This is a genomic window from Cellulomonas gilvus ATCC 13127 (genome assembly GCF_000218545.1).
Taxonomy (GTDB): domain Bacteria; phylum Actinomycetota; class Actinomycetes; order Actinomycetales; family Cellulomonadaceae; genus Cellulomonas; species Cellulomonas gilvus.
Genome location: NC_015671.1, coordinates 1986424 through 2002013, shown reverse-complemented (window position 1 = coordinate 2002013; position 15590 = coordinate 1986424). Strand labels below are relative to the sequence as shown.

Here is a 15590-nt window from a genome sequence, read left to right as displayed (position 1 = left end):
CGCGGGCTCAGCCGACCACGGGTGCCGCGGCGTGCGGCCGCACACCCGTCGCACGCTCCACGGCGTCGGGGTCGGCGGCCGGGGGAGTGCCCCCGAACTGCGGGCACAGGTCCCGGTGGGCGCACCAGTCGCACAGGCGTGACGTGCGTGGGCGCCAGTCGTCCGCGCGCGCCGCGTCCTGGATGCCCGCCCAGATCGAGCGGATGCGCGCCTCGAACGTCTGCATCTCGGGCTCGGTCGGCTCGTGCTGCAGCACCACGCCGTCGCCCAGGTACTCGAGCTGGAGGCGCTTGGGGAGCACGCCGCGCGTGCGCCAGATGACGTAGGCGTAGAACCGCATCTGGAACATCGCACCGCTCTCGTAGCCCGCGCGCGGCGACTTGCCCGTCTTGTAGTCGACGACGCGCACCCACCCGTTGGGGGCCACGTCCACGCGGTCGACGATGCCGCGCAGCTGCGGCCCCTCCGGAAGGTCGTGCGTGACGAACAGCTCACGCTCACGGGGTTCGACCCGAGTCGGGTCCTCGAGCGTGAAGTACCGGGCCAGCAGCGTCTCCGCGGACGTCAGCCACTCGGCGAGCGCGCCCTCGTCGGGGAACAGCTCGCCGATCTCCGGGCGCTCGGCCAGGAGCTCCGCCCAGCGACCGGGGAGCATCGCGTTGGCGGCCTGCACCGTCCGCTCGACCGCGGGCAGGTCGAACAGGTGCTCCAGCACCGCGTGCACCAGCGTGCCGCGTGCCGCCGCCGGGCTCGGCGGCTCGGGCAGGCGGTCCACCACGCGGAACCGGAACAGCAACGGGCACTGCAGGAAGTCGCCCGCACGCGAGGGCGAGAGCCCCGGACGGGTGACTCGCGGTGCGTCGACTGCGACCACCGCCGCGTCCGGGTCCCCCGCGGGCGGCGCGGACACCTCCGGCTCGGCCGGCGGCGTCGGGGCGTCGAGGATCGTCACGCGCACGAGGGTAGGCGCCGCCGCCCACACCGGGCGCCACCGCGGTCGGCGCGGCCGACGCCACCTAGGCTGTGCCGGTGAACACCCGCGTGCCCACCCGTCGATCGTCCGGCTGGGTCATCGGCCGCGTGGCCGGCGCGCCCGTGGTGCTCGCACCCAGCTGGCTCCTGGCGGTCGTCGTCATGACCGTCCTGTCGGCGTCGTCGGTCCGGGTCATCACCGGGCTCGAGGGGGCGTCGACGTACGTGGTCGCGCTCGCGTTCGTGCTCCTGCTGTTCGCGTCGGTGTTCCTCCACGAACTCGCGCACGGGCTCGTCGCGCGCGCCCGGGGTCAGCAGCCGCAGGAGTTCGTGCTGACCCTGTGGGGTGGTCACACCGCGTTCGGCGGAGCGGCGCCCACCCCCGCGACCACGGCGCTCGTCGCCGTCGCGGGCCCCACGGTCAACCTCGCGCTCGCCGGGCTGTTCTGGGGCGCGCTCGCCGCGGGCCTCGTGCCCGACGGGACGGTCGCCGCCGCGCTCGTGGGATCGGGTGCGGTCGCCAACGGGTTCGTCGGCCTGTTCAACCTGCTCCCGGGGCTGCCGCTCGACGGCGGCAGGCTGCTCGAGGCCGCGGTCTGGCGCGTCACCGGGAGCCGGTACGCGGGGACGGTCGCCGCGGGCTGGGCCGGCCGGGGGTTCGCGGTGCTCCTGTTCGCCGGGGCGGTCGTGGCGCCGCGCGTGCTCGACGTGTCGTTCGGGCTCGCCGACGCGGTGTGGGGTGCGCTGATCGCGGGCTTCCTGTGGATCGGCGCGTCCGGGGCGCTCACGTCGGCGCGTGCGCAGCGCAACGTCGACGGCGTCTCGGTCGCGTCCGTCGGACGGCCCGCGGTCGTCGTCGGGCACGAGTCCTCGCTCGCGCACGCGATGGCGGTCGCCGCGGCGGCCCACGCGCCGGAGGTCGTGGTGCTGTCGCCGGACGGCCGCCCCGCCGCGTACGTCGACCGCGAGGCCGCGGCCAGCGTGCCCGCGCACGCGGCGGGGACGACGCCGGTCGGTGTCGTGTCGGTGGCGCTGCCCGTCGGTGCGGAGGTCGACGGCACGCTCGTCGGCGAGCCGCTGCTGCGCGAGCTGAGCCGCACCACGCGGCTGTCGCCCGTGGTCGCCGCGCTCGTCGACGGCCGCGTGGTCGCCGTGGTCCGGGCGACCGACGTCGTCGCGGCGATCCGCGCCTAGACTCGCCCGTCGTGACCACGGACCGCAGCCCGCAGCCCAGCACAGGGCCCAGCACCGCACCCACCAGCGCACCCACCACCGCAGCCACGGCCGGACCCGGACCGGAGCCGGCGCCGTCCGCGACCGGTGCGGCGCAGCGCCGCGGCGCGTTCCGCGTGGGTGACCGCGTGCAGCTGACGGACCCGCGCGGGCGCCTGCACACCATCACGCTCACGCCCGACGGCACGTTCCACACGCACCGCGGCTACTTCCGGCACGACGAGCTGATCGGCGCACCGGAGGGGACGGTCGTCGTGACGAACGCCGGCACCGAGTACCTGGCCCTGCGCCCGCTGCTCGCGGACCACGTGCTGTCCATGCCGCGTGGTGCGGCGGTCGTCTACCCCAAGGACGCGGGCCAGATCGTCACCATGGCGGACATCTACCCGGGTGCGGTCGTCGTGGAGGCCGGCGTCGGCTCGGGTGCGCTGACCATGTCGCTGCTGCGGGCGGTCGGGGACGCCGGCTCGCTGCACTCGATCGAGCGGCGTGCCGACTTCGCGGACATCGCGCGCGGCAACGTCGAGGGCTTCTTCGGCGGGCCGCACCCCGCCTGGCGGCTGTCGGTGGGCGACCTGGCGGACGTGCTCCCCACCGCGGCGGCGCCGGGCACGGTGGACCGCGTGGTGCTGGACATGCTCGCGCCGTGGGAGAACCTCGCGGTGGTCGCGGACGCGCTCGCGCCGGGCGGAGTGCTCATCTGCTACGTCGCGACCACCACGCAGCTGTCCCGGTTGGCCGAGGACGTCCGCACCGACGGTCGCTACACCGAGCCGCAGGCGTGGGAGTCGATGGTGCGCGGCTGGCACCTGGAGGGCCTCGCGGTGCGCCCGCAGCACCGCATGATCGGCCACACCGGCTTCCTGCTGACCACGCGCCGGCTGGCCGACGGCGTCGAGGCGCCGCTGCGCCGCCGCCGTCCGGCCAAGGGTTCCTACCCGGTGGTCGAGGACGGCACGCCCGCCCCGGACCCCGAGCTGTGGTCGTCGGAGTCGCTGGGCGAGCGTGAGACGTCCGCCAAGAAGATCCGCCGCGCGCAGCGCGACGCGCACCCCGAGCGCGACGGGGCCTGAGCCTCCCGCCCGCGGCGACGCGGGCACATGGACACATCTGCACGCGGCCCGGCACGGGACGACACTGTGGCTAAGGTGGCGACCCCACGGTGACGATCCTCGATCATCACCGGTGACCCGATGATCGCGGGGCGCCCCCTCGATCGCGAGACACCGACGCGAAGGAGGCCGACGCGATGACGGATCCGACAGCCGCTGGGCGGGACCTGCAGCGGGAGCTCGCGCTCCTGGCCGCGAAGAACGAACGGCTCAGCGACGCGCTGCTCGCGGCGCGCGAGCAGATCGTCGAGCTCAAGCGTCAGGTGGACGACCTGGCCAAGCCCCCGGGCACGTACGCGGTGTTCCTGGGCGCGCGTCCCGACGGCTCGGTGGACGTCATCTCCGCGGGTCGCAAGATGCACGTCGGGGCCAGCCCCGCGGTGGACCTCACGCGGCTGCGCCCGGGCCAGGAGGTCATGCTCAACGAGGTCCTGACGGTCGTCGAGGCGGGCGGCTACGAGAACGTGGGCGAGATCGTCACGGTCAAGGAGCTGCTCGGCCACCACCGCGCGCTCGTGGTGGGCCGCGGCGACGAGGAGCGCGTGGTCCGGTTCGCGGGCCAGGTCTCGGACGCGGGCGTGCGCGTGGGCGACGCGCTCACGATCGACTCGCGCAGCGGGTTCGTGTTCGAGGTCATCCCGCGCGCCGAGGTCGAGGAGCTGGTCCTCGAGGAGGTCCCGGACATCGAGTACGAGGACATCGGTGGCCTGGGCCCGCAGATCGAGGCCATCAAGGACGCGGTCGAGCTGCCGTTCCTGCACCCCGAGCTGTTCCGCGAGCACGGCCTGCGGCCGCCCAAGGGCGTGCTGCTGTACGGCCCGCCCGGGTGCGGCAAGACGCTGATCGCCAAGGCGGTCGCGCACTCGCTCGCCGCGACCGCGGCCCAGGCCAAGGGCCAGGACGTCGCCGAGGCGCGCAGCTACTTCCTCAACGTCAAGGGCCCCGAGCTGCTCAACAAGTACGTGGGCGAGACCGAGCGGCACATCCGGCTGATCTTCGCGCGTGCCCGGGAGAAGGCCTCGCAGGGCAACCCGGTGGTCGTGTTCTTCGACGAGATGGAGTCGCTGTTCCGGACGCGCGGCACGGGCGTCTCGTCGGACGTGGAGACGACGATCGTGCCGCAGCTGCTCGCGGAGATCGACGGCGTCGAGCGGCTCGAGAACGTCATCGTCATCGGCGCGTCCAACCGCGAGGACATGATCGACCCCGCGATCCTGCGGCCCGGCCGCCTGGACGTGAAGATCAAGATCGAGCGTCCCGACGCCGAGGGCGCCAAGGAGATCTTCAGCAAGTACCTGACGGCGGACCTGCCCATCCACCCCGACGACCTGGCCGAGCACGGCGGGTCCAAGGCCGACGCGGTCGAGGCGATGGTCGAGCGCGTGGTCGAGCGCATGTACAACGAGACCGACGAGAACCGGTTCCTCGAGGTCACGTACGCGAGCGGCGACAAGGAGGTCCTGTACTTCAAGGACTTCAACTCCGGCGCGATGATCCAGAACGTCGTCGACCGCGCCAAGAAGCAGGCGATCAAGGACCTGCTCGCCACGGGTCAGCGCGGGATCCGCGTGGACCACCTGCTGACCGCGTGCGTCGACGAGTTCAAGGAGAACGAGGACCTCCCGAACACGACCAACCCGGACGACTGGGCCCGGATCTCCGGCAAGAAGGGTGAGCGCATCGTGTTCATCCGGACGATCGTGCAGGGCAAGAAGGGCACGGACGGCTCGCGCACCATCGAGACCGTGACGAGCACGGGTCAGTACCTGTAGCCGCGGTGCGGCGCCGCGCCTCCGGTCCGCCGGCCGGATGGCGCGGCCCGCGCGCGCGTGCGCCTCGTAGGGTGGCCCGGTGACCGTGCGACGGGTGATGGGCATCGAGACCGAGTACGGGGTGCTGCAGCCCGGCAAGCCGATGGCGAACCCCATGCTGCTGTCCAGCCACGTGGTCGCGGTGCACGCGGCCCGCGAGTCCGGACGTACGCGCGCGCGGTGGGACTACGACGACGAGGACCCGCTCGCGGACGCGCGCGGGTTCCGCCTGCAGCGCGCGTCCGCGCACCCGTCGCTGCTCACGGACGACCCCGAGCAGCCCGCACCCTCGGGCGACGGGCCGCAGGAGCTCGCACGTCCGCAGGTCGAGGAGTACGAGGACCCGGGCGCCGCCAACGTCATCCTCACCAACGGCGCGCGCCTGTACGTGGACCACGCGCACCCCGAGTACTCGTCGCCCGAGGTGACCAACCCGCGTGACGCCGTGGTCTGGGACCGCGCGGGTGAGCAGGTGATGCTCGCCGCGGTGCGCGCGCTGGCGTCGACGCCCGCGCTGCCGGACGTCGCGCTGTACAAGAACAACGTCGACGGCAAGGGCGCGACGTACGGCACGCACGAGAACTACCTGGTCGACCGCGCGGTGCCGTTCACCGACCTCGCGGCCCGCCTCATCCCGTTCTTCGTGACGCGGCAGGTCTTCACCGGCGCGGGGCGCGTGGGGGTGGGCCAGCGCGGCGAGCGCGCGGGCTTCCAGCTCTCGCAGCGCGCGGACTACGTCGAGGCCGAGATCGGGCTCGAGACGACGCTGCGCCGGCCGATCGTCAACACGCGCGACGAGCCGCATGCGGACCCGGCGCGCTGGCGCCGCCTGCACGTGATCGTGGGCGACGCGACGATGCTCGAGGCGGCGACGTACGTGCGCATGGGCACCACGTCGCTGGTGCTGTGGCTCATCGAGCGCGCGGTCGCCGAGGGCGGCGCGGGGGGAGCGCTCGCGGCGGTCGACCGCCTCGCGCTGCGCGACCCGGTGAGCGCGGTGCACCAGGTCAGCCACGACCCGACGCTGACGGCGCGCGTCGAGCTCGCCGACGGCCGGCGCCTCACGGCGCTCGAGGTGCAGCAGGAGTACCTCACCGCCGTGCGGACCGCGCTCGCGCACGTCGGCGGCACGCCCGACGAGCAGACGCAGGACGTGCTGACGCGGTGGGGCTCGTTGCTCGACCGGCTGGCACGCGACCCGTCGGAGTGCGCGCGTGAGGTCGAGTGGCTCGCCAAGCTGCGTCTGCTCGAGGGCATGCGCCGCCGCGAGAACCTGCCGTGGGACCACCCGCGCCTGGCCGCGGTGGACCTGCAGTGGTCCGACCTGCGCCCCGAGCGCGGGCTCTACCACCGGCTCCTCGGGGCGGGCGCGGTCGAGCGCCTGGTCACGGACGCCGAGGTGGAGCGTGCGGTCGCGCACCCGCCCACGGACACGCGCGCGTTCTTCCGCGGCGAGGCCGTCGCCCGGTACGGCGACCAGATCTCGGCCGCGTCGTGGGACTCGGTGGTGTTCGACGTGCCGGGTGCCTCGACGCTGCAGCGCGTGCCGATGCGCGACCCGTTGCGCGGGACGCAGCAGCACGTCGGTGCGCTGCTCGACGCGAGCCCCGACGCCGCGACGCTGCTGGCGGCGCTCGGCGCCTGACCGCCGGATCCGGTCGGTGGTCCGCCCGGGGTCAGCGCAGGCGTGCGACGTACCGGGTCGCCTCGCGCGCGTCGCGCAGGCGGCGCTCGTACGTGACGCCCACGACGGTGAGCGCGACACCCCCGACGAACAGCAGCGGCCACCAGCCGACGTGCGACACGACGGACGCCGCCGCGGCGACCAGCTGCAGCGCGACCTCGACCGCGAGCACCACGCCACCGACGACGAGGGGTGCCTGCAGCCGCCTGGTCGCGCCGAGCAGGACCGCGGCGACGCCGCCGACGACCACGACACCCCACCGCCACGGCTCGGGTGCGATCTGCAGGCCGATCAGCGTGGGCGCCAGGACGAGCGCGCTCGGGCCCCCGAGCGCGGCCCAGGAGCGTGCGCGGTCGTCGTGCGCGAGCCAGGTGCCGCCCACGCAGGCCGCGAGCAGACCGCCGGTCGCCAGCACGCCGTCGACGGGCAGCGACCCCGCGCCGGCCACCGCGGAGGCGGTCGCGAGCCCGAGCAGCGTGAGTCCCTGCGCGGTCGCGGCGGCATGCGCACGGCGGACGCCGACGAGCGCCCACGCGGTGCCGAGCACCCCGACCGCGACCACGCGCACGAGCGCGAGCGGGGTCACGGCGTCCGTCAGGGCCGTGGCCGCGACCACCAGGACCGGCCCGGTCGCGACGAGGAGGGCGGCCCAGACGCCCGTGAGCACGACCGCGCGCGGTGCGCGGGCGCGGTGGGCCGCGAGCGTCGCGAGGCCGAGCGCGAGCGCCGCGCCCAGGCCCCACACCTCCGCGGGTGCACCCTCGACGAGCGCGGTGGCCGCCCGGCGCACGGGCCCGAGCGCGACGAGCAGCGCGACGCAGGCCGCGAGCGTGCGTGCCGCCGCGCGCGCACCCGCGCCACCGCGCGCGAGCCGGAACGCGAGCCCCGCGACCAGCACGAGCGCGGCGGTCAGGGTCGCGGCCCGGTCGAGGTGCACGGTCCCGACGACCACGGGGTCCAGCACCAGCGCGGGCGGCAGGCCGACGAGCAGCGCACCGGCGCCGAGCAGCGCGGCGCCCGAGCCCGTGTCGTCACCCGGCCGCCCCGGGGGCTGACCGGCCCCCGCGCGACGCAGCCGGCGGGCCCCGACACCGACGAGCACGAGGCCCAGCGGCGCGGCGTAGGCCTCGGGCACGCCCACGTCGCGTGCCGCGAGACCGGACCACGACGCGAGCACGGCCAGGCCCAGCGCCCACCAGCGCACCGGGCGTCGGTCGGGCGCGAGCGCGACGGCGCCGGCCGTGACGGCCAGGAGCGTGAGCTCGAGCGTCACGACGCCCGGGGAGGGCGCCGCGAGCAGCGCCGCCGCCGCGACCACGGCGCCGCTGATCTCGACCGCCTCACGGAACCCGCTCCGTCCGCCGTCCAGCGCGCGCGCGGCGAGCACCGCGGCGCACGCGAGCACACCCACCGCGAGCGAGGTCGTGGCGCGGCCGGGTACGCCTGCCGCGAGATGCGCCGAGAACACCGCCGCGGCCGCCGCCGGGACGACGAGCGTCGCGGCGACCAGCCGCGGCAGCGCCCCGACCCGGCCACGGCCCAGCGCGGCCAGGGCGAGCGCCTCGGCCGCGGCGGCCGTGGCCAGCGCGACCAGGGCGGCGGTGTGCGCACCACCCTCGGCCCACGACGCGAGCGCGGCGAGCCACGTGAGCCCCTGCACCGCGGCCGCGGTGGGGAGCAGCGCCGTGCGGTGTGCGCGCGGGACCGCACGCAGCAGCACGAGCGCGACGACGACCCCGCCCAGGAGCGTCGCAGCCACGAGTGCGGCATCGCCCGGGTCACCACCGCCGAGACGCCACGCGGTCGCGGCAGCACCGGTCGCGAGCAGGGCCGTGACGCACGAGCCTGCGGCGCGCACGGCGGCCCCGCCCCACCGTGCGGAGACGGTGACGACGACCGCTGCGGCCAGCAGGGCCACGAGCAGCGCCGCGCGCTGGCCCGACGTCGCGTCGCCCACCGCGCCCGGCGCCGCGGCGACGAGCCCCGCGGTCGCCGCGAGCCCGGCGAGCGCACGCGTGTGGCCGCGCCAGGGACGCGGCAGCGGGACCACGAGCGCGACGACCGCGACCGCGACGAACCCGCCGACGGCGCTCACCACGCCGTCGGCGAGGAGCGCGACGCCCTCGAGCACGGCGGCGCACGTGAGCGCGACCGCGACGTGCCGCAGCGCGCGCGAGAGCCGCACACCGAGCGCGGCGGCCAGCAGCACCGTGGTCAGCATCGTCACCGCGGCGGACACGACGACGCCGTCGGTTGCGCGTGTCGGCTCCAGCACCGCCGCGAGGGCCACGACCGCGAGCAGGCCGAGCTCCGGCACGGCCAGCGCGCCCGCGGTGACGGCGGCGGCGACCGCCGCCACGGTCGTCGGGGGTGTGTCCCGGCCGGCGGTGGCGTCCGCGTCGGCTGAGCCGGCCGCGACACCCGCGCGGGGCGCCTGGGACACCCCGTTCGCCGCGCGTGCGGCCACGCCCAGCGCGGCCAGAGCACCGACGGCCGCCGCGGCGGGCGCGGACCACGCGACCGCCGAGCCGGTGACGGCGGGGACCGCGACGGCGGCCGTCAGCGCCGCGAGGGCGCCGGACCCCGCGGCCCACGCGCGCGCCTCGGCCCCCCGGGTGGCCGCCGCCTGTGCGGCGAGTCCGGCGAGGCACGCGAGCGCCAGGGCGACGACCAGCACGGCACCCGTGGTGCGGCCGCCGTGCGTGCCGGTCCGGACGGCGACCAGCTGGACCACGGCCAGCAGCGACGCGAGCGCGACGGCGGCGCACGTCAGCACCCGGCGCTCGGCGACCCGCGCCCGGGCCGTCGGCAGGTGCCGCGCGGACGTCAGCACGAACGCCAGCAGCAGGGCGCCCAGCACGCCGGCCGCGGTCCGCGAGGCGGCCGCGAGCGGCAGGGGAGCGGCCGGCACGAGGAGCGCCGCGGCGACCGTCGCGCTGCGCAGACCCGTCCGCACGCCGTAGGCCGCGAGCACCGCGCCGCACGCGAGCAGGCCGAGGCCGCCGACGAGCCACCCGGGGGCACCACCGAGCAGTCCCGTGGCCCACAGCGCCCACACGTCGAGCGTGAGCAGCGCCGAGCCCAGCGCGGCGACCGCCTCGGCCGAGGCCCGCAGCCCGCGCCGCCGCAGCACGACCGCGAGCGTCAGGACGCCCGCGGTGCCGAGCGCGACCACACCCGCCCGCACGGCGAGCGTCAGCAGCTCCCAGGTGAAGACCAGGAACACGAGGCTCGCGAGCGCGAGCAGGGCCGCACCGAGCGTGACGAGCACGGTCTGCACGGGCCATGCCCCGCGGGGCGACCGCGGCGCGGGGCCGGGCGGCCACGCGGGTCCGGCCGTGGGTGGCGGCGGGGGGACCGGCGAGGAGACCGGCGAGCCTCCCGCGGGAAGGCGGTACGGCATGCTCCAGGGCCCGACGAGATCGCCGAGGCCCGCACCGACCTGCGCCGCTGCCGGGGGCGCCGGCCGCACCGGAGTGGGCGCGGCCGGCTGCGTCCGAGCGTGCGTCGTCGGCTGCGTCGGGGCGTGGCTCGGCGGCTGCGGCGCGAGGCGTGCGGCCGCGGTGCGTCGCACATCGTCGACCACGGCGCCCTGGCGCTCGAGCGCCGCTGCGGCGGCGCGCGACGCCTCCCACACGGCCGCGCCCGCCGGACCCGTCAGGTCGAGGCCGCACAGCGAGCACCAGGAGCCCGCGAGGCCGGCCCCGCACCAGGGGCAGCGCGAGGGGTCGAGCAGGAGGTGTCGTGCCTGCACGAGCACGAGGGCGCGCGGGCGTGGGACGAGCGGGTGGGTCATGGCGGGCAGCATGGCAGGCGACGTCGGGAGCGTCTCGCGCACGCGCCACCCGCGGCGGTCGTCGTCGGCTTGGGCCTAGGGTGGGCGCAGGAGCACCCAGCGACGCCGAGGAGGTCCTCATGGCAGGTCAGGAGCGGATCAACCCGCGCCGGGACGACGACGAGCCGGTCGACGACGCGCCCGCGCCGGTCGCGCCCGCCGCGCAGAGCCGGGACGCCGAGGTCGACGCGCTGCTCGACGAGATCGACGACGTGCTGGAGCAGAACGCCGAGCAGTTCGTGCGGGGCTTCGTCCAGAAGGGCGGTCAGTGAGCGCCCATGTCGCATCCTGACCCGCTCGCGTCGGGCCGGCTCCCGGCCGCGTTCATGACCCCGGGCTCGTCGTCGTTCGTCGACTTCCTCGCGTCCCACGCGCCCGCGCTGCTGCCGGGCAACCGGCCGCTCGTCGGTGCCGAGCAGGTGCACGCACCGCACGGCACCACGATCGTCGCGGTCGTGTGCGCGGGCGGCGTCGTCATGGCGGGTGACCGCCGCGCGACGATGGGCTCGATGATCGCGAGCCGCGAGATCGAGAAGGTCTTCCCCGCGGACGAGTACTCGGCGGTGGGCATCGCGGGCACCGCGGGGCTCGCGGTCGAGCTGGTCCGCCTGTTCCAGCTCGAGCTCGAGCACTACGAGAAGATCGAGGGCAGCCTGCTGTCGCTCGACGGCAAGGCGAACCGCCTGTCCACGATGATCCGCGGCAACCTGGGCCTGGCCATGCAGGGGCTCGCGGTCGTGCCGCTGTTCGCCGGTTTCGACCTGGACCGCCGCACGGGCCGGATCTTCTCCTACGACGTCACGGGCGGCCGGTACGAGGAGCACGAGCACCACGCGGTCGGCTCGGGGTCGGTGTTCGCGCGCGGTTCGCTCAAGAAGCTGTGGCGCGCCGGGCTGTCCCCGCAGGACGCGGTCCGGGTCGCGGTCGAGGCGCTCGTCGACGCGGCCGACGACGACTCGGCGACGGGTGGCCCGGACACCACGCGCCGGATCTGGCCGGTGGTCGCGAGCGTCACCGAGTCGGGCTACCTGCGCGTGCCCGACGACACGCTCGAGGACGTCGTCGAGACCGTCGTCGCGCAGCGGCGCGCGGCGCACGCGGGAGGCCGCTCATGAGCATGCCGTTCTACGTCTCGCCCGAGCAGCTCATGAAGGACCGCGCCGACTACGCCCGTAAGGGCATCGCGCGGGGCCGCAGCGTCGTCGTGCTGCAGTACGACGACGGCATCGCGTTCGCGACCGAGAACGCGTCGCGTGCGCTGCACAAGGTGTCGGAGATCTACGACCGCATCGCGTTCGCCGCGGTGGGCAAGTACAACGAGTTCGAGAACCTGCGCGTCGCGGGCGTGCGCTACGCGGACCTGCGCGGCTACTCCTACGACCGCGAGGACGTCGCCGCGCGCGCGCTCGCGAACGCGTACGCGCAGACGCTCGGCACCGTGTTCACCACGGAGTCCAAGCCGCTCGAGGTCGAGCTGGTCGTGGCGGAGGTGGGGCGGTCGCCCGAGGGCGACCAGATCTACCGCCTCACGTACGACGGCTCGGTGGCCGACGAGCACGGCTGGGTCGTCATGGGCGGACAGGCCGAGCGGCTCGGCGGGCTGGTCGCGGACGCGTGGCGGCCGGGGATGACGCTGCCCGAGGTCCTCGCGCTGGCGGTCCGCGTGCTGGGCTCGCCGGCCGAGGACGGCGGGGAGCAGCGCACGCTCGCGGCGGCCCAGCTCGAGGTCGCGGTGCTGGACCGCACGCGGCCGCGCCGCGCGTTCCGGCGGCTGGCCGGACCGCTGCTCGAGGACCTGCTGGAGGGCTGATGGACCGGCGGATCTTCGGCCTGGAGACCGAGTACGGCGTCACGTGCGCCGCGACGGACGGCCGCGGGCTGTCCGCGGACGAGGTCGCGCGGTACCTGTTCCGCAAGGTCGTCGCGTGGGGCCGCTCGTCGAACGTGTTCCTGCGCAACGGGTCGCGGCTGTATCTCGACGTCGGCTCGCACCCCGAGTACGCGACCGCCGAGTGCGACGACGTGCGACAGCTCGTCACGCACGACCGTGCGGGTGAGCGGATCCTCGAGGGACTGGTCGAGGACGCGCAGCAGCGGCTCGAGCACGAGGGCCTGCCCGGGCGGATCCACCTGTTCAAGAACAACACGGACTCGGCCGGCAACTCCTACGGCTGCCACGAGAACTACCTGGTGCGCCGGCAGGGTGACTTCGCACGGCTGTCCGACGTGCTGGTGCCGTTCCTCATCACGCGGCAGATCCTCACGGGAGCCGGCAAGGTGCTCACCACGCCGCGCGGAGCGGTGTACTGCCTGTCGCAGCGGGCCGACCACATCTGGGAGGCGGTCTCGAGCGCGACGACGCGTTCCCGCCCGATCATCAACACGCGCGACGAGCCGCACGCCGACGCCGAGCACTTCCGCCGGCTGCACGTGATCGTCGGCGACTCCTCGATGTCCGAGACGACGACGATGCTCAAGGTCGGTGCGACCGACCTGCTGCTGCGCATGATCGAGGCGGGTGTGCCCATGCGGGACACCGCGCTCGAGAACCCCATCCGGGCGATCCGCGAGATCAGCCACGACATGACCGGACGGCACCAGGTCGTGCTCGCGAACGGGCGCACGGCCACGGCGCTCGAGCTGCAGGAGGAGTACCTGGCCCGCGTGCTGGAGTTCCTCGAGCAGCACGGCGGCGGGACGCCGCAGGACAAGCAGGTCGTGGACCTGTGGGAGCGCGGGCTGCGCGCGCTGCGCACCGACGACCTGTCGCTGGTCGACCGTGAGCTCGACTGGGTGATCAAGCACCGGCTGATCGAGCGGTACCGCGCCAAGCACGACCTGCCGCTGTCCGACGTCCGCGTGCAGCGGCTCGACCTGGCGTACCACGACATCTCGCGGACCGAGGGGCTGTACAACCTGCTCGCGGCCAAGGGGCTCGTCGAGCGGCTGACCAGCGACGTCGAGGTGTTCGAGGCGACCGCGGTGCCGCCCCAGACGACGCGCGCCAAGCTCCGGGGCGACTTCGTGCGCGCTGCTCAGGAGGCGCGCCGCGACTACACGGTCGACTGGGTGCACCTCAAGCTCAACGACCAGGCGCAGCGCACGGTGCTGTGCAAGGACCCGTTCCGCAACGTCGACGAGCGCGTCGAGCGGTTGATCGAGTCGATGTAGGGCACGGCCGACGGCCGTAGAGTGTGCGCTCGCCCCGGGTGCCGCATGCCCGGGCGCGCAGCGCCGCCAGGAGGAGCCCGCAGCGGGCTGACGTACGACGTGAGGATCCACGAGGTGCAGGACCGACGACGACGGTGGGGCGCGCGAGCGTGCGCCGCGCTGGTGGTCGGAGCGCTCGCGCTGCTCGCCGGGTGCTCCGAGCCCGAGGCCGTCGATCCCGAGGTGACCGTCTCGGGAGACGCGGGCCAGGCGCCCACGCTCACGTACGTGACCCCGCTCGTGGTCGACGAGACGTACCGCGAGACGATCTGGCCGGGCACGGGGCCCGAGGTGAGCGACGGCGAGCCCGTGCTCATCGACTACTGGCTCGAGGACGCGGACGACGCCTCGCTGGTGCAGGAGAGCTTCACCACGAGCCCGACGTCGCAGATCCTCACGCGCGAGGACCTCGGTCCCGAGCTGTACACGACCATCGTCGGCCAGCGGGTCGGTGCGCGGCTCCTCCAGGTCGCGCCGGGCGAGGGCGCGGGCTCCTACCCGACGGTCACGGTGATCGACGTGCTGCCGACCGTGGCCGACGGCGACGCGGTCGAGCCGCGTGAGGACCTGCCCAAGGTCACGCAGTCCGGTGCGGGCGCGCCGAAGATCAGCACGCCCAAGGGCGACGCGCCGGTGGACCTCGTCGCGCAGCCCGTGCTGCGGGGGACCGGACGGCAGGTCGGCCCGGACGACACGGTGACCGTGCAGTACACCGGCTGGGCCTGGACAACGGGTGAGGAGTTCGACTCCACGTGGGCGAAGGGCCTGCCGCTGTCGTTCTCGCTGCAGGACGTGCCCGCGTGGTCCGAGGGCCTCACGGACCAGACCGTCGGCAGCCGCGTGCTGCTGGTGGTACCCCCGACGTATGCGCTCGGGGTGACGCAGAGCGCCGCGCTCGAGGGCGAGACCGTGGTGTTCGTCGTGGACGTCCTCGACTCCCGAGCCCCTCAAGGAGCCTCATGAGCCTGGCCCTGCGGGTCATCCCGTGCCTCGACGTCGACGCAGGCCGCGTGGTCAAGGGCGTCAACTTCGAGAACCTGCGCGACGCCGGCGACCCCGTCGAGCTCGCGCACCGGTACGACGCGGAGGGTGCCGACGAGCTCACGTTCCTCGACGTGTCCGCATCCTCGGGCAACCGCGAGACCACGTACGACGTGGTGCGCCGCACGGCCGAGGAGGTGTTCGTGCCGCTGACGGTCGGCGGCGGTGTGCGCTCGCCCGACGACGTCGATCGCCTGCTGCGCGCGGGCGCGGACAAGGTGGGGGTCAACACCGCCGCCATCGCCGACCCGGAGCTCATCGCGCGCATCGCCGACCGGTTCGGCAGCCAGGTGCTGGTGCTGTCCGTCGACGCGCGGCGCACCACGGGCGACGTCCGCACGGACTCGGGCTACGAGGTCACCACGCACGGCGGACGACGCGGGACGGGCATCGACGCGGTCGCGTGGGCGGCTCGGGCGGCCGAGCTGGGCGCGGGGGAGATCCTGCTCAACTCGATGGACGCGGACGGCACGACTGCGGGCTTCGACCTCGAGATGCTGCGCGACGTCCGGGCGGCGGTCGCCGTGCCGCTCATCGCGAGCGGCGGCGCGGGGACGCCCGAGCACTTCGTCGAGGCCGCGCGGGCCGGTGCGGACGCGGTGCTCGCGGCGAGCGTGTTCCACTTCGGCGTGCTCACCGTGGGTCAGGTCAAGGACACGCTGCGCGCGGCGGGCGTCACCGTCCGCTGACGC

At 75.1% G+C, this 15590-nt stretch carries 12 protein-coding genes; 10 read left to right on the top strand and 2 right to left on the bottom strand.

Translation table 11 applies throughout. The features are described 5' to 3' along the window. Positions 1-7 precede the first annotated feature (7 nt). A complete protein-coding gene (locus CELGI_RS09290) occupies positions 8-874 on the bottom strand; it encodes a RecB family exonuclease (RefSeq protein ID WP_049785617.1) in 867 nt (288 codons plus the stop codon). 155 nt (positions 875-1029) lie between these two features. Here CELGI_RS09290 and CELGI_RS09285 point away from each other — a divergent pair, with 155 nt between their 5' ends. The 4 genes from CELGI_RS09285 (at position 1030) to dop (ending at position 6773) form a co-directional block, all read left to right on the top strand. Next, entirely contained in the window at positions 1030-2166 is a 1137-nt protein-coding gene (locus CELGI_RS09285; RefSeq protein WP_013883868.1) for a site-2 protease family protein, read from the top strand. An 11-nt stretch (positions 2167-2177) separates the two neighbouring features. Further along, positions 2178-3278, top strand: a complete 1101-nt coding sequence (locus tag CELGI_RS09280) for a tRNA (adenine-N1)-methyltransferase (RefSeq protein ID WP_013883867.1) — start codon at positions 2178-2180, stop codon at positions 3276-3278. Positions 3279-3454: 176 nt separating this feature from the next. After that, positions 3455-5089 (top strand): proteasome ATPase, encoded by a 1635-nt coding sequence (gene arc / locus CELGI_RS09275; RefSeq protein WP_013883866.1) that lies wholly within the window; start codon positions 3455-3457, stop codon positions 5087-5089. Positions 5090-5168: 79 nt separating this feature from the next. Continuing rightward, positions 5169-6773: a depupylase/deamidase Dop gene (dop, locus tag CELGI_RS09270; protein WP_013883865.1), complete on the top strand. Its 1605-nt coding sequence runs from the start codon at positions 5169-5171 to the stop codon at positions 6771-6773. A 31-nt stretch (positions 6774-6804) separates the two neighbouring features. Here the strand turns inward: dop and CELGI_RS09265 are convergent, their stop codons facing one another. Beyond that, positions 6805-10608: an SCO7613 C-terminal domain-containing membrane protein gene (locus CELGI_RS09265; RefSeq protein ID WP_150104707.1), complete on the bottom strand. Its 3804-nt coding sequence runs from the start codon at positions 10606-10608 to the stop codon at positions 6805-6807. A 119-nt stretch (positions 10609-10727) separates the two neighbouring features. Here CELGI_RS09265 and CELGI_RS09260 point away from each other — a divergent pair, with 119 nt between their 5' ends. The 6 genes from CELGI_RS09260 (at position 10728) to hisF (ending at position 15587) form a co-directional block, all read left to right on the top strand. Further along, entirely contained in the window at positions 10728-10919 is a 192-nt protein-coding gene (locus tag CELGI_RS09260; RefSeq protein WP_013883863.1) for a ubiquitin-like protein Pup, read from the top strand. Between the two features lie 6 nt (positions 10920-10925). Continuing rightward, positions 10926-11762 carry a proteasome subunit beta gene (gene prcB, locus CELGI_RS09255; RefSeq protein ID WP_013883862.1) on the top strand — a complete coding sequence of 279 codons (837 nt, stop codon included), beginning with the start codon at positions 10926-10928 and terminating at the stop codon, positions 11760-11762. Then, complete coding sequence (gene prcA / locus CELGI_RS09250; RefSeq protein ID WP_013883861.1) at positions 11759-12457, top strand: proteasome subunit alpha; 699 nt, start codon at positions 11759-11761, stop codon at positions 12455-12457. Before prcB ends, prcA begins: the two co-directional genes overlap by 4 nt. Beyond that, positions 12457-13818 carry a Pup--protein ligase gene (gene pafA / locus CELGI_RS09245; protein WP_013883860.1) on the top strand — a complete coding sequence of 454 codons (1362 nt, stop codon included), beginning with the start codon at positions 12457-12459 and terminating at the stop codon, positions 13816-13818. Before prcA ends, pafA begins: the two co-directional genes overlap by 1 nt. Positions 13819-13917: 99 nt before the next feature. Then, a complete protein-coding gene (locus CELGI_RS09240; RefSeq protein WP_245528081.1) occupies positions 13918-14820 on the top strand; it encodes an FKBP-type peptidyl-prolyl cis-trans isomerase in 903 nt (300 codons plus the stop codon). Beyond that, on the top strand, positions 14817-15587 hold the full coding sequence (hisF, locus tag CELGI_RS09235) for an imidazole glycerol phosphate synthase subunit HisF (protein ID WP_013883858.1): 771 nt from the start codon (positions 14817-14819) through the stop codon (positions 15585-15587). Before CELGI_RS09240 ends, hisF begins: the two co-directional genes overlap by 4 nt. Positions 15588-15590 lie beyond the last annotated feature (3 nt).

Bases quoted from the DNA above. Each gene is read 5' to 3' on its own strand.
- arc (WP_013883866.1), top strand. From the start codon at position 3,455: ATGACGGATCCGACAGCCGCTGGGCGGGACCTGCAGCGGGAGCTCGCG.
- CELGI_RS09265 (WP_150104707.1), bottom strand. From the start codon at position 10,608: ATGACCCACCCGCTCGTCCCACGCCCGCGCGCCCTCGTGCTCGTGCAG.
- CELGI_RS09260 (WP_013883863.1), top strand. From the start codon at position 10,728: ATGGCAGGTCAGGAGCGGATCAACCCGCGCCGGGACGACGACGAGCCG.
- prcB (WP_013883862.1), top strand. From the start codon at position 10,926: ATGTCGCATCCTGACCCGCTCGCGTCGGGCCGGCTCCCGGCCGCGTTC.
- prcA (WP_013883861.1), top strand. From the start codon at position 11,759: ATGAGCATGCCGTTCTACGTCTCGCCCGAGCAGCTCATGAAGGACCGC.
- pafA (WP_013883860.1), top strand. From the start codon at position 12,457: ATGGACCGGCGGATCTTCGGCCTGGAGACCGAGTACGGCGTCACGTGC.
- hisF (WP_013883858.1), top strand. From the start codon at position 14,817: ATGAGCCTGGCCCTGCGGGTCATCCCGTGCCTCGACGTCGACGCAGGC.